The organism is Sphingobacterium sp. JUb56 (assembly GCF_014191365.1).
In the GTDB taxonomy this organism is placed as follows: domain Bacteria; phylum Bacteroidota; class Bacteroidia; order Sphingobacteriales; family Sphingobacteriaceae; genus Sphingobacterium; species Sphingobacterium anhuiense.
In genome coordinates this window covers 2,783,739-2,807,620 of record NZ_JACHWL010000001.1, presented here as the reverse complement: position 1 = coordinate 2,807,620, position 23,882 = coordinate 2,783,739, and the positions used below count along the sequence as shown (strand labels likewise).

Sequence of the window (23,882 nt, the reverse complement as noted above, 5' to 3'; positions counted from 1 at the left end):
TTTTGGTCTATTTATGCTTCATTTTTAAAACTATTCGTCTAAGAGTTTGAAAAGTATTAATGAGTTAATATTTAGTTAGTTATGTGTTGGTTGTCTTTTTGACACTTGCACTCTACACTCAAATTATTTGAATTTTAAGCTCTTTGGTGGAAAGGCGCGGAAGGGGAGAGGCTATTTAATAGGGCTTATATCATAATAAACCCTATTTTGAATGGAATGTGGGAGATGATCGTTTGATGATGAGAACTATGTCTCTAGGTTGTTGTTAGATAATGAGCTGATGATTTTTACAGTTGTCCCTAAATTCTGCGGGTGTAACCCCTTTAGCTTTTTTAAAGACTCTATAAAAATAGGAAATGCTATTAAATCCGCAGAGATTCACAACGTCTGCGATGGATGTTTGTTCTTTTAGCTTTCGTGTGGCCAGATTAATTCGGAAATCGAGCAGGTAATCGGTGAAATTCATGTCCGTGTGGCATTTTATAAATCTAGCAAATGTAGAACGGCTCATATTAAGCGTATTGGCAGCTTCCGGTAGTCGAATCATGTGACTAACATTGTTAGAAATGTAATTCTGTAGTCTTTGTAGGAGTATTTCATTTGGGGTCATACCCATTTTTGTGGAACTAGAAAGTTCTCTGAGGTCTTCTCCTTTGGATAATTCATATAGCAGGATAAAGAGTTTCATGACAGCGTAAAAGCCATCTTTTTCCATGGTCAAAATGCGTAGTAAGGGAAGCACCTTCTCAATAGTTGCGGTGCCAAAGTGAACTCCTTTGGATGCCCTGTTAAATAATTCCTGTATGCTTTGAAATTGCTTTTTGTCTAAGATCTGTTCAACCAGCGAGGGGTGAAATTGTAAGGTGATTTCGTGAATGTCTGTTGATGTGCATTCCCCATCCTTCCATGCGTGTTTTAATTCCGGATTGGCAATAAGAACTAAATCTTTGTGACCGATGGTTTCAATGGAATCTCCAATGATCCGTTGCGCTCCAGATGCTCCTTCTACATAATTCAGTTCATACTCCGGATGTATATGTACAGGAAAGGTAAAAGATGATTTTCTACGGTCGAATACTACGAAACAATCCTGCTCTGATAAAGGTGATTTTTCTCTATAGATATCTGACATCATAATGCTTAAAATATTTGGTTTAATGGTTCGCTAATGTAATGATTTTTAAACTTAGAAATCATGTTGTGTAAAGACAAATCAGAGAATTATATGCAAACCAAAAGCTACTGTTGTACGTTATTAAAAAAACAAATGATCATTTATGAAACCATTTAAAGTTGCACTCATCGTTGGAAGTTTAAGAAAGGAATCTTTCAATAAAAAGATAGGAAGAGCTATTGGCCAATTTAAAATAGCCGGTATGCAGTTTGATGACATTGAAATTGGAGAATTGCCATTGTACAATGAGGATTTAGAAAAAGACGTACCTGTAGCTTGGCAAAATTTTAGAGAAATAATCAACCCTTATGACGCGGTATTATTTATCACTCCCGAATACAATCGATCGGTTCCTGCAGTACTTAAGAATGCACTGGATGTAGGTTCAAGACCATACGGAAAGAGTGTGTGGGATGGTAAGCCTGCGGCCATTATTAGCTGTACCCCGGGAGGATTAGGTGCTTTTGGTGCCAATCATCATCTTCGCCAATCTTTGGTATTCTTAAATATGCCCACTTTACAACAGCCGGAAGCGTATATCAGCCATGCTGCAAAGTTGTTTGATGCCAGTGGAGAACTTATAGATACTTCTACACATGATTTTCTAACCTCCTTTGTTGAAAAATTTGAAATGTGGATCGAAAGAAATGTTCAAGTGAAAAAGTCATAAAGCAAAAAATCCTCTTTACAAAAGTAAAGAGGATTTTAAGTACGCCCATCAGGATTCGAACCTGAGACCGTCGGTTTAGAAAACCGATGCTCTATCCAGCTGAGCTATGAGCGCGTTTCCCTTTCGGTGATGCAAAAGTACTTAAATGATCTATATTTCCAAAACTTATGTACTTTTTTTTTACTCAAAAACATTAAGTCATTGCATTTCAAGCTGATTAATTTTTCTGTCCAAATACAAAAAAATGTCGATTGGTGGCATCTGAGCTTATTTACTTTCTTTTGAAAGCTCTTTTGACTTGATTTTTTTTAGTTTTATTGTGATCTAATTTAAATATGCGCGTAACATTGCCATCGTAGTTCTTTCGCTATTCAAATCTATTCTTCTAGTCGTAGAGCTTCGTAGGGTAATTTTGTTATTTTGATCAATCTCTCTTTGTACCTGCTATAATCATCTTTATTACATGTTAAATGATTGTTTTGTTCCAAAAGCTTTTGATGTAAATCGTACTGATGTTATACATTGGATTATCTTTTAAATAATTATAAATATAGGATACTGTTTTAGAATCACCAAGTATGTAAGCAATGGTATTTGTTTTATGTTCAGGAAAATTAAGGGAAATCAATTCAATAATTTTCTGCGGATTTAATGATTCAATTATGTGCGTTTCTAAAGGAAAACTATGATCGAGATCTGGAAAAATATCTTCTTGATGTTCTGCAAAAATAAAACTACTTACTTGTTTACTTACCGATAAGGCTCTGTTTATTTCATATAGATGAGATAAAGCAATAATATCCCCAATTAAAAAGTAGTGGTCTGCTGTGTCATTCATACTTATTTCACCAGACGGTTCTTTGAAAAATATGGTATCGCCTTCTTGTACAGTTTGAACCCATTGTGCCCCCTTGCCATTGGAAAAGGTATTAATGGCAAAGTCTGCAACATGATAGACCGGTTCATAATTCCAGAATGAATATCTTCGCACTTCGCTCAGTGGATTGTAATAAGGATTGGATAAAAATATATCAATAAAAAAACCAGGAATATAGTGGATACGCGAAAAATCCATACTCTGAATTTTGATATGATACGTATGCTCAGCTATTTTATTCTTCTGAAGAATAATTCCTGAAAATATTTCGAAGGTACGGGCCTGGTTGCTCATTGTCTTTGTATTAGTGATACAAAGTTGGTCAATAGCATATATTAAAACATTGACCTGAGTCAAAAAAAGAAGATCAGATTTTTGATTTTAGTCTACTTAGCGTCTCCTGAGAAATATTGAGATAGGAAGCGACAAGCTTATTCGACAATCTTCGGACAATAATCGGATTTTCATCTAAGAGCTGCCGATATTTTTCCAAAGCGTCCTGCATTAGAAAAGACATTAACCTTTTGGTATTGGTTACGTAAGCAATTTCAAGATATATACGGTAAAATTTTTCCCATAGGGGTATGATATCCAGAAGATGATAAAAGCTTTTATGTGTGATGTAATATACTTCCGAATCTTCAACAGCCTGAATAAATTCTTCTGAAGGTTCGGAAGTAATAAAACTTACTAATGCTGTTGCAAATTGATTCTCAAAAGCAAAATATCGGGTGGAGTCCGTTCCTTCTTCATTGATAAAGAAAATGCGCAGACATCCCTGTGTAACAAAAAATGTCCGTTGACTGGATTGACCATTTGTTAGTACGAGTTCATTCTTTTTGAGCTTTATTGGCTTAAAATGGGACAAAATGATCTCTAGATCTTTATCCGTTAATGATATTTTACTTTTAATATATGAAGCTAATAGTTCTTGCATGTACTTGAAATCAGTGATAGACAAATTTACCAATAAAAGCTCGATCGTAGCGCTGTTTATTTGTCGTGTTGTATCTTTAAAGATATGCGCTTTCAGATTCACCAGACTTCCAATAGCTGCAGCTGTATATCATCTGTGGATCCCACTCTAGGTCAGTTTTAAAATAGTTTCTTAATTCTTTGACAGTAGCATATTCAGCGGCTAAATATACATAATTACGCAGGTCTGCCTTTGCGAATGTAAAAGTCTTTACTGTAGACGCTAATTTGCTTCCTTTTTCAGGATGCGGGTTGTATAGCCAGTCAATATCTACATTTGCCGAAGATGGAATATTTATGCGATCTTCTTTAGCAGATACTTCCAAAATAACCTTAACATCAATCCCGGTTTTTAATTTTTCTAAAATTGCACTGATTACGGGCAATGCTGTTGCGTCACCTATGAGTAGATAGGAATCGGCTTCGGGCACTAAGGGTTTCATACTTTCTTTCATACCGATACCTAGAGCATCGCCCGGTTTAGCTTTTAATGCCCATGCAGATGCAGGTCCATTATCTCCGTGGGCGACAAAATCAATGGTCAGTTCCTTTTTCTTCAGATCAATTTTGCGATTGGTGTATGTTCTTATTGATGCCAGCAATTCAGGTCTTGTTTCTGATTCTTTTTCAGGGAAATAAATGACATTTCTATCGGCAGGCGGTATGAAAATTTTATTATTAGATCCGGACTTTATATGCGTTAAAAGTACCGCTTGTTCATTACTGATTCCAAACACCACACGAATCATATGTGGTGTCAGGAATTCTTTGCGTTTAACGGTAAATACGAAACGTATTTTTCTCATTATGGTATTGTTTAATGCTGAATTTTTGATGTATTAAAAGACTTTATAATTCATTCGCTACTAACTGCAATTTTCGGTATTCGATAATATCGGCGATGGATAATATTGTTAGATGATGATCTAGAGCAAAGGCGATCATCTGTGGCAGACGCGACATGGTTCCATCATCTTCCATTAGTTCACACAATACGGACATTGGTTTTAGACCAGCAAGCTTCATGAGGTCGATACTGCCTTCAGTGTGACCATTTCTTCCTAAGACACCATAATCGTGAGCGCGCAATGGGAAGATATGCCCCGGTCGAACCAAATCTCCAGGTTGCGCATTTTCAGCACATGCCGCTTTAATAGCGGCAATTCTATCAGATGCCGAAAGACCAGTTGTTGCACCTTCCCGAGCATCAATCGAAACTGTAAAAGGAGTCTGAAAGAGACTGGAATTAGCATTGACCATATAAGGTAAATCGAGTTCATCAGCCTTTTCATTTGTAAGACACAGACAGACTACACCACTACAGTGCCGTATCATCTGCACCATATCCTGAATGTCCATGTTTTCTGCCGAGAAAATAAGGTCACCTTCATTTTCTCTATCTTCATCGTCTAAGAGGATAACGCCTTTACCAGATTTTAGTTCCTTTAAAGCATTCTCAACCCTTTCGTTGGCATCTTTACCAAACATTTTTAATGTATTTTCCATTGTTATACTTATTTTTTATTCATCATTAATGTTATCATCGAGAGGATGCAACTTATTCCTCCAAATAAATAGACAGTCTGGTAATCGAACCAGCCAGCTATTAACCCTGCTAGAGGCCCTGCCAATCCCAAAGAAAGGTCAACAAAAGCTACATAGGCACCTAAAGCCGTGCCCCTCATTTGTGGCTTTACTTTCTGGATAGCTAGAACACCTAGAGCTGGAAAAACCAGTGAGAACCCAATCCCTGTCATCCCACATCCGATAATGGCAATCGTTTTTGATACGGAAGTCCAGATCAAAACTTGACCAATCACTTCAATAATAAGTGAAAGCAATGCAATTTTATAACCGCCATATTTATCAGGAGAAGAAGCAAAGAAAATTCTGGTTAAGATGTAACAAGCCCCAAAGACCATAAAAGCTAATGAGGCGTCACCCCAATTTTTTTCGCTAAAAAACAAGGCGATGAAAGAAGCAATACAGCCAAATGCCATTGAAGAAAAAGCGAGACTTAATCCTTGTCCGGATATAGCTCCGATTACTTTGTAAAAAGGTGTTCTGACATGGTCTTTGTCAACTGCTATTGCGGGTAGTTTTACTGTAGATAGCCAGCTGACAAAGGGCAGGAGCATGATCATGATAAACGCTGGGAAACCGCCATAACTTTTATTGATCCAAATACTTAAAGGTGCTCCAATTGCAATACCTGCATACATCGCTATTCCGTTCCAAGTCATTACTTTCCCAGAATTTGATGGTCCGACAAGTCCGATTCCCCAAGTTAACGCTCCTGTAACCAAGAAACTTTCTCCTACACCATGAATGATTCTTGCAAATAAGAGTAAGGCTAATGCAAAGATTACATTACTTTGTATTGTGGCTGATAGGAGATATGTAATGCCAGCTATTACTGCAAGTACTACACCGATCATTTGGCTTTTTTTAGCTCCTCTGGTATCTGTAAGTTTCCCTGCATATGCCCGAGTTAATAAAGTCGACAAGAATTGCATTCCAATAACAAGGCCTACAATGATACTGTCAAATCCTAAGGTTTGCTGAACAAATTTTGGCAGTACACCTAATGCAATCCCTATGGTAAGATACACTCCGAATACCGATATTATAATCGGCGTTATGGCCCTGTAAAAATTACTGGTTATGCCATTTTCTAATGTTACACTCATAATTTTTTGTTTTAATTATTATTATGAGTGCAAAGCTGCAAGTATTGCAAACCTTAACCTTTGACTTAAGTCAAAAAAGGAAAAATTATTATTTAATCATCAGCTGATGCGGTAAGGAGGTATAGGGATAACGGCTCCATTAACATATGTGCCTTTAATACTCGTGTGTTATTATAAATCTTCTTAGACAGGAAAACTAGCTATGGAAGCTTATGGCACTGCGCATTTATTTATGCTACAGGGTAAAGTTTTATGTTTACAATGCTTAAAATCAGCGGATGGTTTTAAGTGAGTAGGGTATGGCTAACGAATAGTGTAATAGGTGATGAAATTAATAGAAATATTAATTATTCAGCGTTCCGTAGAATACCCTGACCTTTTTTATTTTTGCATTTTCGATCTGAAAGTATTCGGCATTTTCAAACTTATTTTCATTATCAGTCGTGCAGGTATAAATGACAAAAATACTGTTTTTGTCTTCCAGGAAGGTATCGATGTGATATGCAGATGCTTTTTTATGAAATGGCCAGCACTTTCGGAAATAGTCTTCTTTAGTAAGCATTGGATCGTGAGGACTACTGAATTGAAAATCTTCATCCAGCAGGCTTTGTAGCCTATTCCGGTCACCTATTTCATAGCAATTAAAATAAGCTAAAATGAGATCTTTATTAGTCATATTTTAAGATTTAATTGATTGAATCATATCTTTTAACTGATGTACATGCCGCTGTGTATGATAGGTATTGAACCAAGCCCACTCCAAAACTGTAAATGGACCATATTCCGGGATGGCAAAATCGATACAGGTATCTGAAAGATTTTTCTCCTTAATTATGGTTTCGATCTGGGCAGTACGATCACGAAGATTTTGTAGTAAACGCTGTTTGTCGAGTCGTTTTTCAGAAGGCAATATCGCTTGAGGAGATTTCATGCGTATTGTAAAGTCCGTAAATGTATCTTTAATGGTTGTTACCTTTTCATCTGGTTCCCGATGAGTCGATTCGGTACGCCCATTCATGACTTCTGCTGAAGCATAAGACTTCAATATAGGATCGCCGATTTGTCCAGGCGACCAATCGTCAGCTTTAGGTTTCGTATTCAGTTCATTTTCATCTAAAGAATCAAGTAGCGAGATGAAATCTTCTGTAATTTGTTGAAATGCTTTATTTAGTTCCATGACCTAAATTTAAGAATATTAAATGAATCAAAATATATGATAGGAACAAGATGAATAGTTTTATAAATTAATGATTTCCATCTATTAATCTGCTGTTAATGAGGTGGAAGTAGTGAAAAGATACCCATGTAGGAAATCTTTAAATCTTCGTTTAAGATATTACATATCATCTTTGATTTATGTGTAGCTCAATCCAGTTGTTTCTAGTTTTTAATGAATTCATAGGACGTTTGGATTTTTCTTTCAGACTGCCAGCGTTAATCTGGTTCAATATGTATTAAAATGTTTCCCAGTTGGGGCATTTTTTTTTGCAGATAGTCCTGAAGTTTATGTGCTAATTGATGGCCCTCTTTTACTGAGATATCACCACTAACAATTGCATGTAAATCAACCAGATGTTTTGTGCCTAATTTACGAACAAAGCATTTCTCTGTACCCAAGATACCATCTACCTTTACGGCGTTGATACGTATCTCAGCGATTAAATCATCGTAAAGGTTTTCATCCATGATCTCTCCCAAGGCAGGGCGAAAGATAAGATAGCAATTGTAAAGTATAAATCCCGAAGCAAATAGCGCTGCAAAGTCATCGGCACTCTCATAGCCCTTTCCTAAAATCAAAGCGATTGATATGCCGATAAAGGCTGCTACCGAAGTGATCGCATCACTTCGGTGATGCCATGCGTCGGCTCGTAATGAAGAGCTTCCAGTTTCTTTACTTTTTTTAATGACAACCCTAAAAGAAACTTCCTTCCAGATAATGATCGCCAATAGGACGAATAAAGTCCATGGTTTGGGCAACTCATGAGGGGTGCGAATATTTTGAATGCTTTCGTAAGCAATGATTGTCGCTGAAATAATTAAAAAGCCCACTACGACAAATGTTACAAGTGGTTCAATGCGACCATGTCCGTAAGGATGGTTCTCATCTGCCGGCCTCTTTGCATATTTTAATCCAAGTAAAACCAAAAAAGAGGAAAATATATCTGCTGTAGATTCTATTGCATCTGCAATAAGCGCGTATGAATTTCCAAAATAACCAGCTAACCATTTTAAGAGCGCCAGTAAAAAATTTCCAATTATACTAAAGTAGGTTGCTTTTATAGCCGTTTGTTCATTTGACATTTTATTGTTTTTTAAGCGTCAATTCAATGAGAATATAGAAATGTTTCCCCAATAACCACGGATTTGCATGATCAGCAAAGGTTATTAAAGAAATCCAGACCGTAACCAAATGCTGTTTTAACTAACAACAAATGAATGCAGATAAAGGATAAAAAAAATGAAAATAATTAAGAAATTTTTGGAGGTTGCCAAATATGGCAGGTATAAGTATTTAAATAATACTGATCAGGGTAAAATAACAGCTTTTTCTCAAAGAATATGCTTGATGTCATTAATGGTACTTCCGATGACACGGTAGAAGAAATTGCTGTGATGTTTAAAAAATTGACATGTTTTACAAAAGGAAGTTTTTCATCTGTATCCCGGTCATTATCTTTTACAGGAATATTATAATGATCATTTAAGAATTGTACAAACGTCAGTTTACTGTTGTTATTTTTATGTTCTATACAATGAGAAATTAATACAGGAATTTTCAACAATTGAATCAGTTCAGTTGTTGAAAACAAATAAATTGATAATATCAATAAGATTGAAAAATTTTTCACTGAGACAAATGTAGCAACTTTTTATTTATTATGAAGTTAAATGAGTCTAACAACATCAATCTTAATAAAATATGAGAACAGACTAAAAAACCACTATTTTCCCATTAAAGAGATTTTATATTTTAGACTAATTTTACGAACTTGTAGACTATCGTCATTCTGTTACAGTTTTTAATAAGAGCAATGATTAACAATCTAATCCAAAGAATTTTAAAGCCATATTAATAATTATGAAGAATTATAAGTTGATTTTATTCACGATCTTAATTCATCTCCAAACATCACAGAAACTTGTTGCTCAGATCAATGTTCCTCTTGTCGATTCACTTATGGGAGCGGCCATATCAAAACTGAATGTTGTTGGTGCGGCAATTGCAATTGTCAAAGATGGAGAAGTAATCATTCAAAAAGGATATGGAAATCCGGATATTGGATCACAGATTAAAACCAATGAACAGACTAATTTTCAAATTGCCTCTAACTCGAAATCCTTTACTGCGACCGCTTTGGCAATTTTAGTTGATGAAGGAAAAATTACTTGGGAAGATAAAGTCAAAGATCATATCCCTGAATTTAAGATGTACAATGATTATGTGACTAATAATATGAATATTGCAGATCTCCTGACACATAGGAGCGGTTTGGGGCTAGGTGCCGGTGACCTCATGCTTTTTCCTGATGGTGGAAATTTTACGGTCTCAGATGTGGTTCAGGTTTTTCAACATTTTAAGCCGGTATCTGCTTTTCGTACACAATTTGATTATGATAATTTACTTTACATTGTCGCCGGCGAAGTTATTCATCGTGTAAGTGGACTTTCTTTTGCAAACTTTATTGAAAATCGAATACTAAATGTGATTGATATGAAGCGGTCAAGTGTAGGTAGAAAGACATTGTTACAGGATAAAAATGTTGCTTATCCACACAGTATTACATCAGAAAAAACTAAAAAGATAAACTTCTTTGAAGATGAATTATCAGCACCAGCAGGTGGTATTTATTCCAACGTGACGGATATGACTAATTGGATGTTACTTCTTTTGAATCGTGGTAAATATGGCGAAAATCTCGAATCATCTCTTTTCTCTATAGAGAGTAGTAAAAGAATGTGGACAATTCATACGCCAATTGCCACAGATGAATCAAAACGTTATAACACAAACTTTTTGGGATATGGGTTAGGTTGGTTTCTAACTGATATGAAAGGACATTTAGTAGTTTCCCATACGGGTTTTGTTCCAGGTATGCATTCAACTGTTATTCTTGTTCCAGATTTAGGTTTAGGTATTTGCATTTTAAATAATACAGATGCTGGTGGGGGGGCACTTAATCATAGTGTGACAAGTTCTATTTTAGATAAATTTTTCGGATTGAATGAACTACCTTGGGTAGATATGGGAGTGAAATTTCTCTCTCAAAATGCAAGTAAGACTGATGAAGAAGCAAAAAAAGTATGGACATTAGTCGATTCTTTAAAGCAAACAAGATTTGAAACTGAAAAATATATTGGCACCTATTCTGATAGATGGTTTGGTGATATGGTAGTATACTTAAAAGATACTGACTTGCGAATCAGAAGTGTCAGATCTCCGAAATTAGATGGTTCTATGCATTTTTATCAGAAAGATATTTTTGCAATTCGATGGGATTATAGAGATATGAACTGCGATGCACTAGCCACCTTTTCACGAGATGAAAAAGGAAATGTGCAAAGTGTTAAAATGAAAGGCATATCGCCAGATATAGATTTTAGTTTTGATTTTCAGGATTTGGATCTTCGTAAAATTTTTTAAAATAAATACGTATTTGATTAAACTAAACCTTTATAACAAGAATTAAGTAGTTTGCAACTTTATTTTCTCTAAAAAAAATAAAATTTGGTGAGGAGACTAGTTGTCTTCTGGTTTTGAATCGTTTTTAGATCATATTTTTATTTAAAGCGTAAATTTCAGGGTTTATCATAATCAATGAAATTGCTACATTTGAGTAAATTGAAAATGCTCCAAATAGATAAAGCTGATTAAGTAACTTTAAATAGTGAAATAAGTATGAAACCTGAGACAATCATAGAAAATCTTAATTTTAGAGCGCTTGAAACTAAAATGTATCGAATAGCGATCTTTCTTATCGTGCTAGCGATCTTAATACCTGCAGCTGTTTTTATGATTATTGTCATATATTATGATATCAAAAATCTTGGACGAGGGCAGATCATCAGTATAATGGGACTTGCAGGATTTGCATCATTTTTTTTGGTAGCATTTATCTTTTCTAAATTCTTGACGAAAAACTATGTTATGGCTTTTTATCCTGAAAAACTTACTGTTCAATCTGAGCTTAAGGAAAAACAGTTCGAACTGAATAGGATACGGAAATTTGAAGTCTGGAATAACTCAGATTATTCCAAATTGGTGCTATACTATGACGATGAGGAAATAAAATATCATGTGGGATTTGCTAATTTGTTAAATGTAAAGCCCATCTTACAGGATGAAAATATATTAGATGTTGTTTTTACTGAAAAAAAGGGATTTATAAAGCAGGTTAATAATGTAAAAGGGTTTTCAAAGATTTGCTATATCAAAGCGTGACGACGATTTTTTGATTGATAGGGTTGAACTGTTTAAAGAAATAATGAATTGATAATTTTTAAATATAAAGTACTTATAATTTAATAAACCTAGTTCACTTCTTTCTGTTTGTACTGATGCAGTTGTGACTCTAAAGCACTTAAATCAGATGTTGAATAGTTTTGTCTGTTTTTTAAAACTTTTATGGATTTTTTTTGTGCTTTTACCGCTTTTGATCTATTGTTCGCTTTCCAATACCATTTAGCCATATTTTTATAGTATTGAGATATATCTTCGAGTGTGGCATCATCGACATTCTTAATTTCTATCTGATAAGCTTCTGCACCTAAAAGATAAATTTCAGGTTGAAGTTTTAAAGAATCCTCTTTGTATGTAAGAGCTTCAATAATATCATAATACAAATACTTATTATCGTTTGATTTTAGCATGCTTTTACCATAATCATGTGCTTTTTTTTGATCAATATAAAGTAATGATTTAAATATGTAAAAATTAATTAAACCGGTGTTTTTTAAATTTGGTTCTTCCTTAACGATCTCATTTACTTTATTAAGAGTAAGAATGGCCTTTTCAGCATCACCTATTTTTAATTTATCTAATTCATATCGATGATTAAGTAATGAGTAACTTGCTTCTGATTTTAGAAGATTGAGTTGTATTTCATTATTTCGGTCTTTTAATGCTTTGTTAATATTCCATTTATCAGCAATCATTTTAGTTAATATAGCATCTAAACCATTAGGATGTCCTATCCATGCTATCCTGCCTTCTGCATTTACAACAAAAGATCTTGGTATACCATTACTTTTTTCACCAAATGCATGTATCCAGTTATCGACCATCTGATTGTTACTGTCTATTGCCACATGATAAGTCATTTTATCGCCCATACTGTTAACAAATGCCTGAATTTCCTTTGTTGAAGTATTTTTTGTTTCATAGACACTTACACCTATAATCGTGATTTTGTTTTTGTATTTAGATGCTAACGCAGATAAATGAGGCATAGCAGCAATACAAGGTTTACACCAAGTTGCCCAAAATTCGATTACGTAGATACGACCCTTTTCAAATTGTTGTATGGGTGTGCCTTTTAGCCATTCTTGTACATATAAAGATGGTGCTGGATCAGCTATATTGAAGGAAACCTGAGCTGTATCTTGCGCATGTGCCATATTTGTTAGAGTAAATAAAAGGAGACATAAATAGGTTTTTAATCTCATATGTTTTGTAATTATGATGCCACATTCTCCCAATCGAAGCCAACTCCATAGAAATCACTTTTGCATCTAGGGAATATGATATATTTGCTTAGTTATCTAGATACTTTATCGCGTTTTCCGCTTAGTAATTGGATAATGGTACCGCCATGTCATTGGTTTATTTGGTAAATTACCCTAATTTAGGAAAATTGATGAACATAATTATAGTTTAGAGTAAATTAAATTTTTAATATAATCTGGTCAATATCAATGTTACGGTTTAGATATTGATCTCTATTTTTTTGATATTGCTCTTGTAATTCGCATTATATCAATTGATGGTTTCATGTACATCGCTAATCGTAACGGACCTTAAATTTATCTTTTAAAACCGAACGTATCATCTTTTCGATCAATAAAAACAATATACGTTATTCCTGCGCAATCAAGTTGCGTAGCTACTGCGATTCGACTTGGTTTATTTTGATCTTAAATATTTTATTTTTTTGATTTTCAGTTTTTTATATTGTTAATTTTTATTGCGCAGTTAAGCTGCAGTAGGTAGATCTCATCTTTGTCATGTAGTACAAAGGAATGTTCCTTTGTGGAAAATAAAATTGAAAATGGATCATCATTATTTATGCGGAATCATTCAAGAGATTGAAATTAAGGAAAATATAAAGATACTTTATGCATGTGAGTCAGGAAGTCGTGCATGGGGTTTTCCATCTTTAGACAGTGACTACGATATTCGGTTTATCTATCAAAGACGAAAGACCGATTATCTATCGGTTTTTTCTATAGAAGAGGATATTAAGTACCCAATTGTTGGTGATCTTGATATTTATGGTTGGGATATTCGCAAAGTACTGAAGCTACTTTACAAAAGTAACTGTACATTATATGAATGGTTGCAATCCCCAATTTGTTATGGAGATTATAGTTTTTTTAAAAATGATTTTATAACACTACTGGATTATGCACCTAACTTGCGTGCACATATGCACCATTATTTAGGTTTATGTCATAAGAAAATGGAAGGGCTTGATCAGTCAAACATCTCGCTGAAAGATTTTCTTTACATTGCTAGAAGTCTTTTATCAGCTCTATGGATTGAAACAAACAGATCTTATGCGCCAATGGAAATGAAAGATTTAATGCGATTGCTTCCATCCGATCTTATTAAAAGTCTGGAGTCGATTATTATGATAAAAGCATCAGTTAGAGAAGATTTTATATTCTCTCCGGATGAGAAGCTGTGTATCTATATGAAAAATACATTCAAAAAACTTAAAGATACTGTTATGACAATACCTGCTTTAAAAATCTCAGTAGAACCGGTCAATAGTTATTTTATAGACTTAATTCGTAAAGAAGATGATGACAATTAAAGATCTGCATGATCAAAATCTGATTCTGTTTAAAGCAATAACAGGAAGTAGGGCTTACGGTTTAGATACAGCGACATCTGATACAGATATTAAAGGTGTGTTTTACTTACCAAAAAATGTGTTCTATGGTTTAAGCTATATCGCTCAAATTAATAACGATAGTCATGATGAGGTATATTATGAATTAGGCAGATTTGTCGAATTACTCAGTAAAAATAATCCGGGAGCAATGGAACTACTGGCTAGTGCTTCAGCATCCATATTGATAAATCATCCATTAATGGCAAATTTTCAATTTAAAAAACTCCTTAATATGGGATTGATAGATAGTTTTGTTCAATATGCGATGCAGCAGGTGAAAAAAGCCAAAGGCTTGAACAAAAAGATCAATAATCCACATGTAGGAGCGCGGAAAAGTTTATTAGATTTTGCTTACATAATGAGTAGCGGAAAAAGTTATCCTGTAGAATCATGGTTACAGGATCATAAGTTAAAGTCTCACTTTTGCGGATTGATTAAATTGAATCATTGTAAAAATGTGTTTGCATTATATTATGATAAGAATGAGCAAGGATTATATCGCGGTATAATGGCAAAAGCAGATAGCCATGAAGTTGCCTTGAGTTCCATTGCCAAAGGAGAGGAGACCTTAGCATTGCTCTTTGTTAATCATGAAGCCTATTCTTCATATTGTAAAGATTTTAAGGCATACAAGGAGTGGGAAAAGAAGCGTAATGTTATACGTTATGCTGGAACTGTCGCACATGGACAAGGATATGATGCTAAAAATATGATGCATACTATACGTCTGATGGAGGTTGCGCGAGATCTGTTATTAAAGGGAGAACTCATTCTTAAGCGCCCTAATCGTGAAGCACTGCTCGAAATAAAATCAGGCAGATGGACATATGACGAATTATGTAGAAAGGTGGAAGTGATACAATGTGAAATTGATGAACTGTATTTTGAGAGTTCATTCCCAAAATCAGTGGATACCACTTATTTAGAAAAAAGTCTTCTTCAAATACGCGAATCGTTATATCAATAGATACTGAATATGATCGTTCGTATAGAAATATAATTGTCTTAAATATTTTTTATGTTTAAGACAATTATACAGTAAGTCAAAAGCATTTTTCAATTATTTCGCAGCCTTGTCTAACGTCCAAATGAATTTAATTTCAGATTTGGATACGGAAAATGCTTAAATTTTAAGTTCACCCATTGAATACAGCAGATCTACCTTTCCAGTATCTTTCTGATCGTATCACGCTCTTTTTCCGAAAGCGCAATAGCATTTTCAAAAAGTGGTACTATATCCTGTTTACGGTCTGTTTGCAAGAGCAAGTCCAGAAGACCGAGATAAGTACGTATGAGGTCAGCTTTGATGCCAATAAAGGCACGTGGATCGGCAATATACAGTTCCTGAATCAGGGATAGTAAAATCCTTTTTCGGTTTACATCGATATCCGACGAACTATAATGCGGCAGTAGGTTTTTCTTCTCCAGTTCTTCAAGTTTGACTGTGACGGCCTGCTCGCGAATATATTTTTTCTGTTTACGCTCCAGAAAATCACGTAATTCAGCCAGTAATTTACGATAAATAACCTGCTGTTCTTTTTCACTGAAGAGATTGCTTTCCGAAGAAATCGCGATATCAGCTTGCTCGAATTGATCAAAGAAGTCAGATTCTATATATACCGAGTGGTGGAAGTCGATCGCATTATTATTAAAACTACTGAGCAGTTTTGCTACTTCAGTTTTGTTGCTGTTTAAAAAATAGTAATAGTAACGGTCTCCGATCTGTTCTTTCCATCGGATATAGTTTACACGGAAGCTGTACGAGTTTTCCGCTATACTATAAAGAGTGAATATCGTACTGTCGGTTTCCTGTATCAGGTTATGATAATGAAGTGCAGACCCATTGAGGAGGATGCAGTACCCCCAATCCCGGTTGAGAAGCAGATACCAACCAAATTCCTGCGCAAGAAAATCTGTAAATTCTTCAGACTCCAGTGTAGTAGCTGTTAGTCCAAAGATACCTTCCAGTTTGACAGTTGTACCAGTTCCCTCAGGTTTAGCCGCTGATTTGATATCCCCGATATCATATTGTTCTTTAGCGTCACGATCTATTCGTATGCTATAGGAAATCAGCTCATCGTCTGTCTTAACAGTGGTATTCCAAGTTGCTCGTGTGGCAAAGAGTGAGAAAGAAAAACGGCCTTTTCCCTTTTTTCCACGCGTATAGGAGCTCCGTTTTAAGCTATTTTTCTTGAGCGAATCTAAAAAATTCCCAAATGAAAGGTTCAGTGTTTCCCTGGGAATTCCTTCCCCATTATCACGAATGCAGATACTTGTTATAAATCCGAGGGTATTACTTTCGATGTCGATAGAGACTTCTGTAGCCTTAGCATCAAATCCATTCCAGATATATTCTGCCATAACATGTTTGGCGTCTTTTGGTAAACCTGCCGATTCTATACTTGTATTGGTGATCTTGGTGTTATTCTTCATAATGGATTGATCTATTTAAAAGTACAATAATAATTGGGTAAATCATAGTCCTGTGTGACTGATGCTGATCATATATATGAAATAGCTAAAAATTACGCTATAGTTTCTGCAACATACCTGTAATGAAAGTAAACGAGTCATTCGATAGACAGCGTCAAAAGATAATATTGCATATAAAATAATTTTATCTTAGTTTGTCCCTTAGTACTTAAAGAGTTTGCTGATGTCATTGATAAGAATACTAAATGAAAAAGACTTTTTTGAAAATGCTAAGATGGGCCATATCCTGAGACCCGCTAATTTTAGCATGATTTTTATCAGAAGCGGATCCATTCATTTGGAGATCAATAACCAATCTGTTTCTTATGTGGAGGATCACGTTTTACTGATATCCTCGCATAACAGCTATAAATTGAGCCATTATACCGATGACCTTAAAATATACATGCTGATCTATAATCGGGAGACTATCAGGGAAAAGATTCATTTTAACTTTAGCCGGTACGATGTGTACCGGATCATCAATGCGGAGAAAAATCAAAATATCTTCAATCCAGATAAAGTGATTTTTGACCAGTTAACAGGTTTGGTGGAACTTATGATTTATCAGACTGATATGGAGAATAGACAATCTTTCTTTCACGAACAGATCATCCTCTCCATATTTTCCACCATAACCTATAAATTGATGGATTCATTAGAAATCCAGCTTCAATTTGACCGAAAACGAAATGCACGAAAAGAGGAAATCACCTTGCAGTTTCTTGAATTGGCTACAGATTATTATAAAACGGAAAAGGAGTTAGATTTTTATGCCAAAAAACTCAATATCTCGATCAAGTATCTATCGATTTGTGTCAAGGAAATTACCGATATAGCACCTTCTGTATTTATTGCTACAGCCTTACTCAATGAGGCTAAAACTTTACTGTTCAGTTCAAAGGATACCATTACTAGAATTGCCGAGGAATTAAACTTCTCAGATCAGTATGCTTTTGGTAAATTTTTTAAAAAGCATACGGGATTAAGTCCCAAAAATTACCGGAATAAACACGAGGTTACCTTGTTTTGATACTATTTGGACTTCTTTTGCCCCGCTTTCAACCTTTTTGTTAGGGTTGTTTTTTACGACTTTTGTGCTGTGAAATTCTAAAATGTATCGCACACAATGAAAATAAAACCATTCAGTTATCTGTTTTTGGTAATCGGATTGCTTTTTTCAGACTCCTTACTATTTGCTCAGGAAGCTACTCAAAAAAAGCTCAGCGTTGAAGAACTCTTTTCTTTGGTTCTGGAAAACAATCCAACTTTATCAGTTTCCAAAGCAGGTATAAAAATAGCAAAACAGAACGTAGAGGTCGCTAAAAATTTACAGCTTCCTGATCTTAATCTAAGCGCCAGCGCCCTTTATATCGGTGACGGTGTCCTACTTGATAAAGATTTTTCCAATTCGACGACGGTCAAGATGCCACATTTTGGCAATAACTATGCCTTAGAAGCGACTCAGTTAATCTGGAAGGGTGGTATGGTCAAACATACTATCGAAGCCAAATCGCTACAAGAAGATCTCGCAACCCTGAATTATCAGTTTAACGAGCAGAATATCAAGTTGCTAGCCTTGGGCTACTATTTGGACTTTTATAAGTTGCAAAATCAGGCTTCCGTATACCGTAAAAATATTCAATTGGCCGAGCAACGGTTACAGAATATCAGCCGGTTTTATAAAGAAGGTATGGTCACTCGAAATGATGTGATCCGTGGTGAACTGCAGATCTCTAATCTAAACCTGGCTTTACAGGTGATCGAGAATAATGTGCAGATCTTGAATAAACAGCTCTTGGTTGCCTTGGGTCTTCCTGAAGGAATACAGCTCCTGGCAGATGAAAAGCTATTGCAAACCAATTTGGAAGCATCTCCTTTAGCGTTCTATCAAAACGACATTGATCAGCACCCCTCAGTTCTCATGAGTAAAAAGGGGGTTGAACTATCCGAAACGGCAACGAAGATAACAAGGACCGAACGTATGCCCACTTTAGCCGCTTTTGCAGGTAATAAATTGCAAAGACCAATTACGACGACATCGCCCGCCATGGATATGTACTCAAATGGTTGGAATGTAGGTTTGTCATTAAGCTATGATATCAGTTCGCTCTATAAATCTTCGAAAAAGATACAGGCTAACAGATATGAATTAGAGAAAGCTAAAGCCCAGGAAAATGAAACAGAAAAAATGATCGAAGTTGCGGTTAATGCCGCCTACATAAAATATAATGAAACACGTAGCCAGAACTCAACATTGGCAAAAAATAAAGATCTGACAGAGGAGAATTACAGAATCATGGAAAGTAAATACAATAACCAGCTGGCCATTCTGCTTGATATGATCGATGCAAGCAATGCGAAGTTGGATGCTGAACTGCAGTACACCAACTCGGAAATCAATATTGTGTTTGCGTATTACAAATTATTGAAAGAAAGCGGGAAAATGTAAGAACTGGAAGCTAACTCCATTGAAGTAGATAAAAAATATGTCACAAAATCAAGATCAGAATCAAGGAACAGATTCGGTAGAAAATACAGGTGTTAAATCAAGTAAAGTAAAACAGAGAATGCCTAAAAAAAAGAACAGAGGAACGATCGTCAGCATGTTGGTGCTATTATTGGTATTGGCAGGACTCTATTGGGTGATCCACGCCTATTTCAATATCGGTAATAACCGTTTTACCAATGCAGCACAGGTCGAATCGTATATTAACCCGATCAATACCCGGGTATCGGCCTATATCAAAGATATTCGTTTTATCGAGCATCAGTACGTAAAAAAGGGAGATACTTTGCTTATATTGGATGATAGTGAGATTCAGACTCAACTGGGGCAGGCAGAAGCAGCCTATTTGTCGGCACTTGCATCTAAGCATGTTACGGCTAATTCGGTCAGAACGGCAACTAATAATATCGGTACAGCACAATCCAACAGCGATGCCGCTCAGGCTAACATTGCTTCGGCAAAAGCAAGATTGTGGAATGCGGAACAGAATTTTAACCGTTATAAAAATCTTTTGAAAGACGAGGCGGTAACCCGTCAACAGTTCGACCAGGTGAAAACGGAATATGAAGCGAGCAGTGCTGCTCTGGAGGCGGTATCTTCGCAATATGAGGCGATTGCGAATTCCCGGAGTACTTCTGTGCTCACGGTGACTGAGGTACAGTCCCGATTAGGAATGAACGATGCAGAGATCAAACGTGCTGAAAATGCATTAAATATGGCTAAGCTCAATCTTTCATATACCGTAATCACAGCGCCTCATGATGGTATCATGGGAAGAAGGACGATCAATATTGGACAGCTGTTGAGTCCAAGTCAGCAGGTAGCCACTATCGTAGACAGTAATAACATTTGGATCACGGCCAATTATCGTGAAAAGCAGATGGAAAATGTTATGATCGGAGCTTTAGCGACCATTCAGGTAGACGCTTTGGGGGGAAAGGAGTTTGTCGGGAAAATCACGGCGATCTCAGGCGCAACAGGCGCGCGTTATGCGGCAGTACCTTTGGATAACTCCACCGGTAATTTTGTAAAGGTACAGCAAAGAATACCTGTAAGAATAGAATTTACTTCGGAAAATAAAACCGAGGACTTAAAACTGTTGCGTGCAGGAATGAATGTGGAGGTTACTTTAAGATAATGTATAATAAAGGATTGTTTGCAGCTTGGGTGCCCAAACCGCTCATGTTATTGCTCATTTTTATTTTTCTGATCCCGATACTCAGTATCAATAGCGTTTACAGCAATAGTATTACCGATATTTCAGGGGCGCTTGCGACCTATACGGAATATATGGCGATGGCAAGTAATGCTACTACAATCGGAATGGGAGTAGCTATTATCTTTAGTCTGCGGGTGAAAATGCGTTTCCGCTCTAAGGAAATCATTGTGTTCTGTTCGATAGTTCTTGCACTGTTATCGTACTGTATTGGTACGACTGACAATCCTTTGGTCGTTATTATTGCAGGTTTCTTTATTGGTTTTTTTAAAACTTTTCCTTTTATAGAGCTTTTATTGGTCATGATGGTCATCCTGACGCCTACTGGAGATCGCGGCAAATTCTACGCGATGTTTTATCCGCTTTCGATCTGTCTGTCTCAGTTATCAGCTTATCTCATGGCCGACGTCGTGTTTGACGGAAACTGGCAGGCACCCTATTTTCTGATGTCTGCGGTTATGCTGGTCATTGCGGCGCTTTCATTGATCTTTCAGCACAATCAACGGTTCTCCTTTCGGATGCCCTTATCACAGATTGATTGGCTTTCTTTAGGTTTACTTGCTATTGCAGCCTTGAGTTTGGATTTTGCACTTACCTTTATGAAGCAACAGGGATGGTTTAATTCTCCTTATATAATAGTGTCTATTCTGCTATGTCTACTACTTATAGCAATCGTAATTTATAGGCAAAAGGGAGCAAAACGTAAATTAGTCAAATTTGAACTGTTTACCGCAAGAGTCAACATCTGGTACAGTATGTTGCTGCTGTTGCTGCTGGGGATATATCTGGCAACTTCTACTTTGCTGTCGCAATATACAGTAGGAGCACTCGGCTACAATAATCTCTTAAATTCGGAGCTGAATCTATGGATGATTCCTGGAATCATATTGGCAGGTATATATGGGTATATCAGTTTTAAGCATAAATGGTTACTGAAGTATTTTATTGCTTCGGGATTTCTGGTGTTCTTTATTCATTGCCTAATGATGTATCTGCTCATACAGCCACAGATGAATATGGAATATCTTTATTTTCCGATGTTCTTAAAGGGGCTAGGGATGGGAATACTCTATATTGGAATCTGGTTTTATGCCGGTTCTGGTCTGAATATGGATGAGCTTCTCGGTATTGTAGGGGTTTTGATCATAGTCAGAACATTTGTAGCAACGGCACTTGGCGCCGCTATTTTAAATTGGGCTTCCTATCAAGGGCAATGGCAGAGTCTGTATGACAGTGCACTGTATATGGATATCGGTGATTTTTCCAATGGGATAGCGATGTATCCGGCCTCACAGCTCAATGCCATGCTGGCGGCTTTGAAGATCGTCTTCGGTGTATTGTGCTGGATCAGTATTCCGGTGCTTCTATTGGTGCTGTTGCATCACTTTGGCAGATTCAATCAAAGACGATTGGTGCTGTTTCGCAAAATAGTCCGGGGAAACAAGGTGCGTGGATATTATTTCAGCCGCCGTTAGTCTTAAGAAGATCGGTTGTAAGAGAAACCTATGTCAAAGCAAAGTGTCTGTCTCTTTTGCACAATTCTATTTAAAAGAATTTGCTGGTGTATTATTTCGCTATATTTGATGAATGAAATTTAATCAAATTACGATTATAGATGATTGTGGCATTCAAGAATCTATTGTACAAAAGATAGCCGAATTGTCGAAGTCGTCCATCATCATATTTAATAATACACCCGTTTCTAAAGAGGAAATTATTCAAAGAATTGGTGATAGTGATTGTATTCTTCTAAGTTGGAAGACAATTATTTCTGCTGAAATTTTAGAAGCTTGTCCGTCCTTGAAATTTATTGGACTTTGTTGCAGTTTGTATGATGAGAGTGCTGCAAATGTTGATATAGCAGCCGCGCGAAAACTAGGAATAACGGTTAAAGGTGTAAGGGATTACGGAGATGAAGGAGCTGCCGAATTTATCTTTGCTCAATTGATCTATTTATTTCAGGGATTAGGAAAATACCAATGGAAAGCTGACTCAACCGAATTGAAGGGGAAAAGTATAGGTATTATAGGTTTGGGAACCCTCGGGAGTATGGTCGCAACAATGGCTGGACATTTTGGAATGAAAGTGTTTTATTATAACAGAAATAGAAAAACAGAAGCCGAACAAAAAGGAATTACTTATTTACCGCTGCATGAGCTTCTTGCTATTTGTGATGTTGTTACGACCCATCTTCCTAAAAATACAATTCTTCTTGGAGAGTCCGAGTTTAGTATCAAGAAAAAGAATTCAATATTGATCAATACATCATTAGGATTGACATTTGATAAAGTAGCTTTTAGTCAATGGTTGCTTACTGATGAATCTTCTTATGCAATTTTTGATGCAGATGGAATGGCTCCATATGCTGACGAATTGTCTAAAAAGAACCGGGTTATCAGTTCTGATAAATTTGCGGGTTTTACTGCTGAGGCGAAAATAAGGTTATCTGAAAAAGTATTGGAAAACCTGTTGGCTTATTAATAGCTTAGTAAAACAATTCTCTTGTAAAAACTATTTCCGTAAAAAAAACAGATCATTATTAAATTTCAATCCATGCACGCAAAGTTTATTGATCTTATCACCAAGCATGTTATCCTTTCCGATCAGGAAAAAGAATTATGCCGGCGTTTTATGGAACCTGTTTTTTATCCTAAAAATCAGATCATCGAAGAGCAAGGGAAGGTTCCGGCTTATCTATATTTTGTGGTATCAGGCTTTGTACGTTTGTTTCATTATAATGAAAAGGGTGATGAAGTGACGACTCATATCAACTGTCCTCCTGGGTTTATCACGTCCTATATAAATTTTAGCAATCAGACCCGATCGGACGAAAATCTTGAATGCATCACCGAATGCGAGCTTTTGCGTATTACCAGATCTGATCTGGATCTTTTAATACAACAGACACCATCATTCAAAGACTTTAGCATCTATGTGTTTCAGCAATCGTTATCGTACAATGAAAAAAGATCCAGGGAGTTGGCAACACTAACGGCAGAGCAACGGTATTTAAAACTAATGAACGAACAACCAGAAATACTTCATCACGTTCCGATGCAATATATCGCTTCTTTTTTAGGAATGAATCCTAAAAGTTTGAGCCGAATCCGTAAAAAGATCATTAAGTAACATTTGTGAAGTGGTTTAAAATGAATAAGGCAGAACTTTGCTTTATCATTTAAAAT

23 protein-coding genes and 1 tRNA gene are annotated in these 23,882 nt (G+C 36.0%); 11 read left to right on the top strand and 13 right to left on the bottom strand.

What is annotated here, in order from left to right; translation table 11 throughout:
- Positions 1-265: 265 nt before the first annotated feature.
- Complete coding sequence (locus FHR29_RS11845) at positions 266-1,135, bottom strand: AraC family transcriptional regulator (RefSeq protein ID WP_132845586.1); 870 nt, start codon at positions 1,133-1,135, stop codon at positions 266-268.
- Positions 1,136-1,277: 142 nt separating this feature from the next.
- On the opposite strand from FHR29_RS11845, the gene FHR29_RS11840 reads away from it, so the two are divergent.
- Positions 1,278-1,844, top strand: a complete 567-nt coding sequence (locus FHR29_RS11840; RefSeq protein WP_183914878.1) for an NADPH-dependent FMN reductase — start codon at positions 1,278-1,280, stop codon at positions 1,842-1,844.
- Positions 1,845-1,884: 40 nt separating this feature from the next.
- On the opposite strand, the gene FHR29_RS11835 is transcribed toward FHR29_RS11840, so the two are convergent.
- The 10 genes from FHR29_RS11835 to FHR29_RS11790 all read right to left on the bottom strand — a co-directional run bounded on the left by FHR29_RS11835 (position 1,885) and on the right by FHR29_RS11790 (position 9,235).
- Positions 1,885-1,958 (bottom strand) — tRNA-Arg (locus FHR29_RS11835).
- A gap of 352 nt (positions 1,959-2,310) precedes the next feature.
- Positions 2,311-3,015, bottom strand: a complete 705-nt coding sequence (locus FHR29_RS11830) for an FAD-binding oxidoreductase (RefSeq protein WP_183914876.1) — start codon at positions 3,013-3,015, stop codon at positions 2,311-2,313.
- Between the two features lie 73 nt (positions 3,016-3,088).
- Complete coding sequence (locus FHR29_RS11825; protein ID WP_183914874.1) at positions 3,089-3,658, bottom strand: Crp/Fnr family transcriptional regulator; 570 nt, start codon at positions 3,656-3,658, stop codon at positions 3,089-3,091.
- Between the two features lie 76 nt (positions 3,659-3,734).
- Positions 3,735-4,502 (bottom strand): siderophore-interacting protein, encoded by a 768-nt coding sequence (locus tag FHR29_RS11820; protein ID WP_183914871.1) that lies wholly within the window; start codon positions 4,500-4,502, stop codon positions 3,735-3,737.
- Positions 4,503-4,545: 43 nt separating this feature from the next.
- Positions 4,546-5,184, bottom strand: coding sequence for a 3,4-dihydroxy-2-butanone-4-phosphate synthase (ribB, locus tag FHR29_RS11815; RefSeq protein WP_260292265.1), 639 nt, complete (start codon positions 5,182-5,184; stop codon positions 4,546-4,548).
- Positions 5,185-5,210: 26 nt separating this feature from the next.
- Positions 5,211-6,386: an MFS transporter gene (locus FHR29_RS11810; protein ID WP_021189470.1), complete on the bottom strand. Its 1,176-nt coding sequence runs from the start codon at positions 6,384-6,386 to the stop codon at positions 5,211-5,213.
- Between the two features lie 343 nt (positions 6,387-6,729).
- Positions 6,730-7,062: a nuclear transport factor 2 family protein gene (locus FHR29_RS11805; RefSeq protein WP_183914869.1), complete on the bottom strand. Its 333-nt coding sequence runs from the start codon at positions 7,060-7,062 to the stop codon at positions 6,730-6,732.
- Between the two features lie 3 nt (positions 7,063-7,065).
- A complete protein-coding gene (locus FHR29_RS11800; RefSeq protein ID WP_183914867.1) occupies positions 7,066-7,563 on the bottom strand; it encodes a DinB family protein in 498 nt (165 codons plus the stop codon).
- Between the two features lie 257 nt (positions 7,564-7,820).
- Entirely contained in the window at positions 7,821-8,687 is an 867-nt protein-coding gene (locus FHR29_RS11795) for a cation diffusion facilitator family transporter (RefSeq protein ID WP_132771126.1), read from the bottom strand.
- A 167-nt stretch (positions 8,688-8,854) separates the two neighbouring features.
- Positions 8,855-9,235 (bottom strand): hypothetical protein, encoded by a 381-nt coding sequence (locus tag FHR29_RS11790; RefSeq protein WP_132771127.1) that lies wholly within the window; start codon positions 9,233-9,235, stop codon positions 8,855-8,857.
- Positions 9,236-9,465: 230 nt separating this feature from the next.
- Here FHR29_RS11790 and FHR29_RS11785 point away from each other — a divergent pair, with 230 nt between their 5' ends.
- Both FHR29_RS11785 and FHR29_RS11780 read left to right on the top strand, forming a co-directional pair.
- Entirely contained in the window at positions 9,466-11,028 is a 1,563-nt protein-coding gene (locus FHR29_RS11785) for a serine hydrolase (RefSeq protein WP_221197851.1), read from the top strand.
- Between the two features lie 255 nt (positions 11,029-11,283).
- Positions 11,284-11,826: a hypothetical protein gene (locus tag FHR29_RS11780; RefSeq protein WP_183914865.1), complete on the top strand. Its 543-nt coding sequence runs from the start codon at positions 11,284-11,286 to the stop codon at positions 11,824-11,826.
- A gap of 89 nt (positions 11,827-11,915) precedes the next feature.
- Here FHR29_RS11780 and FHR29_RS11775 read toward each other — a convergent pair whose 3' ends face one another.
- Complete coding sequence (locus FHR29_RS11775; protein WP_183914863.1) at positions 11,916-13,001, bottom strand: TlpA disulfide reductase family protein; 1,086 nt, start codon at positions 12,999-13,001, stop codon at positions 11,916-11,918.
- A gap of 650 nt (positions 13,002-13,651) precedes the next feature.
- Here FHR29_RS11775 and FHR29_RS11770 point away from each other — a divergent pair.
- Both FHR29_RS11770 and FHR29_RS11765 read left to right on the top strand, forming a co-directional pair.
- Entirely contained in the window at positions 13,652-14,419 is a 768-nt protein-coding gene (locus FHR29_RS11770) for a DNA polymerase beta superfamily protein (RefSeq protein ID WP_183914861.1), read from the top strand.
- On the top strand, positions 14,406-15,467 hold the full coding sequence (locus FHR29_RS11765; protein WP_260292072.1) for a nucleotidyltransferase domain-containing protein: 1,062 nt from the start codon (positions 14,406-14,408) through the stop codon (positions 15,465-15,467). The genes FHR29_RS11770 and FHR29_RS11765 overlap by 14 nt, the downstream gene beginning before the upstream one ends.
- 191 nt (positions 15,468-15,658) lie before the next feature.
- On the opposite strand, the gene FHR29_RS11760 is transcribed toward FHR29_RS11765, so the two are convergent.
- A complete protein-coding gene (locus FHR29_RS11760) occupies positions 15,659-16,933 on the bottom strand; it encodes an ATP-binding protein (protein ID WP_183914859.1) in 1,275 nt (424 codons plus the stop codon).
- A 223-nt stretch (positions 16,934-17,156) separates the two neighbouring features.
- On the opposite strand from FHR29_RS11760, the gene FHR29_RS11755 reads away from it, so the two are divergent.
- The 6 genes from FHR29_RS11755 (at position 17,157) to FHR29_RS11730 (ending at position 23,826) form a co-directional block, all read left to right on the top strand.
- Positions 17,157-18,005, top strand: coding sequence for an AraC family transcriptional regulator (locus FHR29_RS11755; RefSeq protein ID WP_132771129.1), 849 nt, complete (start codon positions 17,157-17,159; stop codon positions 18,003-18,005).
- Positions 18,006-18,101: 96 nt separating this feature from the next.
- Positions 18,102-19,424, top strand: coding sequence for a TolC family protein (locus FHR29_RS11750; RefSeq protein ID WP_183914857.1), 1,323 nt, complete (start codon positions 18,102-18,104; stop codon positions 19,422-19,424).
- A gap of 37 nt (positions 19,425-19,461) precedes the next feature.
- Positions 19,462-20,619, top strand: coding sequence for an HlyD family secretion protein (locus FHR29_RS11745; RefSeq protein WP_183914854.1), 1,158 nt, complete (start codon positions 19,462-19,464; stop codon positions 20,617-20,619).
- Positions 20,619-22,172 carry a hypothetical protein gene (locus FHR29_RS11740; RefSeq protein WP_183914852.1) on the top strand — a complete coding sequence of 518 codons (1,554 nt, stop codon included), beginning with the start codon at positions 20,619-20,621 and terminating at the stop codon, positions 22,170-22,172. Before FHR29_RS11745 ends, FHR29_RS11740 begins: the two co-directional genes overlap by 1 nt.
- Positions 22,173-22,284: 112 nt before the next feature.
- Entirely contained in the window at positions 22,285-23,178 is an 894-nt protein-coding gene (locus FHR29_RS11735; protein WP_183914851.1) for an NAD(P)-dependent oxidoreductase, read from the top strand.
- A 72-nt stretch (positions 23,179-23,250) separates the two neighbouring features.
- The gene (locus FHR29_RS11730; protein WP_132845609.1) at positions 23,251-23,826 is read left to right on the top strand and encodes a Crp/Fnr family transcriptional regulator; all 576 of its coding nucleotides are present in this window, start codon (positions 23,251-23,253) and stop codon (positions 23,824-23,826) included.
- The last annotated feature ends 56 nt before the right edge of the window (positions 23,827-23,882 follow it).

Coding starts and splice junctions, on each gene's coding strand:
- FHR29_RS11760 (WP_183914859.1), bottom strand. CDS start 16,933: ATGAAGAATAACACCAAGATCACCAATACAAGTATAGAATCGGCAGGT.
- FHR29_RS11775 (WP_183914863.1), bottom strand. CDS start 13,001: ATGGCACATGCGCAAGATACAGCTCAGGTTTCCTTCAATATAGCTGAT.
- ribB (WP_260292265.1), bottom strand. CDS start 5,184: ATGTTTGGTAAAGATGCCAACGAAAGGGTTGAGAATGCTTTAAAGGAA.
- FHR29_RS11795 (WP_132771126.1), bottom strand. CDS start 8,687: ATGTCAAATGAACAAACGGCTATAAAAGCAACCTACTTTAGTATAATT.
- FHR29_RS11765 (WP_260292072.1), top strand. CDS start 14,406: ATGATGACAATTAAAGATCTGCATGATCAAAATCTGATTCTGTTTAAA.
- FHR29_RS11755 (WP_132771129.1), top strand. CDS start 17,157: ATGTCATTGATAAGAATACTAAATGAAAAAGACTTTTTTGAAAATGCT.
- FHR29_RS11750 (WP_183914857.1), top strand. CDS start 18,102: ATGAAAATAAAACCATTCAGTTATCTGTTTTTGGTAATCGGATTGCTT.
- FHR29_RS11840 (WP_183914878.1), top strand. CDS start 1,278: ATGAAACCATTTAAAGTTGCACTCATCGTTGGAAGTTTAAGAAAGGAA.
- FHR29_RS11740 (WP_183914852.1), top strand. CDS start 20,619: ATGTATAATAAAGGATTGTTTGCAGCTTGGGTGCCCAAACCGCTCATG.
- FHR29_RS11825 (WP_183914874.1), bottom strand. CDS start 3,658: ATGCAAGAACTATTAGCTTCATATATTAAAAGTAAAATATCATTAACG.
- FHR29_RS11805 (WP_183914869.1), bottom strand. CDS start 7,062: ATGACTAATAAAGATCTCATTTTAGCTTATTTTAATTGCTATGAAATA.
- FHR29_RS11770 (WP_183914861.1), top strand. CDS start 13,652: ATGGATCATCATTATTTATGCGGAATCATTCAAGAGATTGAAATTAAG.
- FHR29_RS11730 (WP_132845609.1), top strand. CDS start 23,251: ATGCACGCAAAGTTTATTGATCTTATCACCAAGCATGTTATCCTTTCC.
- FHR29_RS11745 (WP_183914854.1), top strand. CDS start 19,462: ATGTCACAAAATCAAGATCAGAATCAAGGAACAGATTCGGTAGAAAAT.
- FHR29_RS11810 (WP_021189470.1), bottom strand. CDS start 6,386: ATGAGTGTAACATTAGAAAATGGCATAACCAGTAATTTTTACAGGGCC.
- FHR29_RS11735 (WP_183914851.1), top strand. CDS start 22,285: ATGAAATTTAATCAAATTACGATTATAGATGATTGTGGCATTCAAGAA.
- FHR29_RS11785 (WP_221197851.1), top strand. CDS start 9,466: ATGAAGAATTATAAGTTGATTTTATTCACGATCTTAATTCATCTCCAA.
- FHR29_RS11800 (WP_183914867.1), bottom strand. CDS start 7,563: ATGGAACTAAATAAAGCATTTCAACAAATTACAGAAGATTTCATCTCG.
- FHR29_RS11830 (WP_183914876.1), bottom strand. CDS start 3,015: ATGAGCAACCAGGCCCGTACCTTCGAAATATTTTCAGGAATTATTCTT.
- FHR29_RS11845 (WP_132845586.1), bottom strand. CDS start 1,135: ATGATGTCAGATATCTATAGAGAAAAATCACCTTTATCAGAGCAGGAT.
- FHR29_RS11780 (WP_183914865.1), top strand. CDS start 11,284: ATGAAACCTGAGACAATCATAGAAAATCTTAATTTTAGAGCGCTTGAA.
- FHR29_RS11820 (WP_183914871.1), bottom strand. CDS start 4,502: ATGAGAAAAATACGTTTCGTATTTACCGTTAAACGCAAAGAATTCCTG.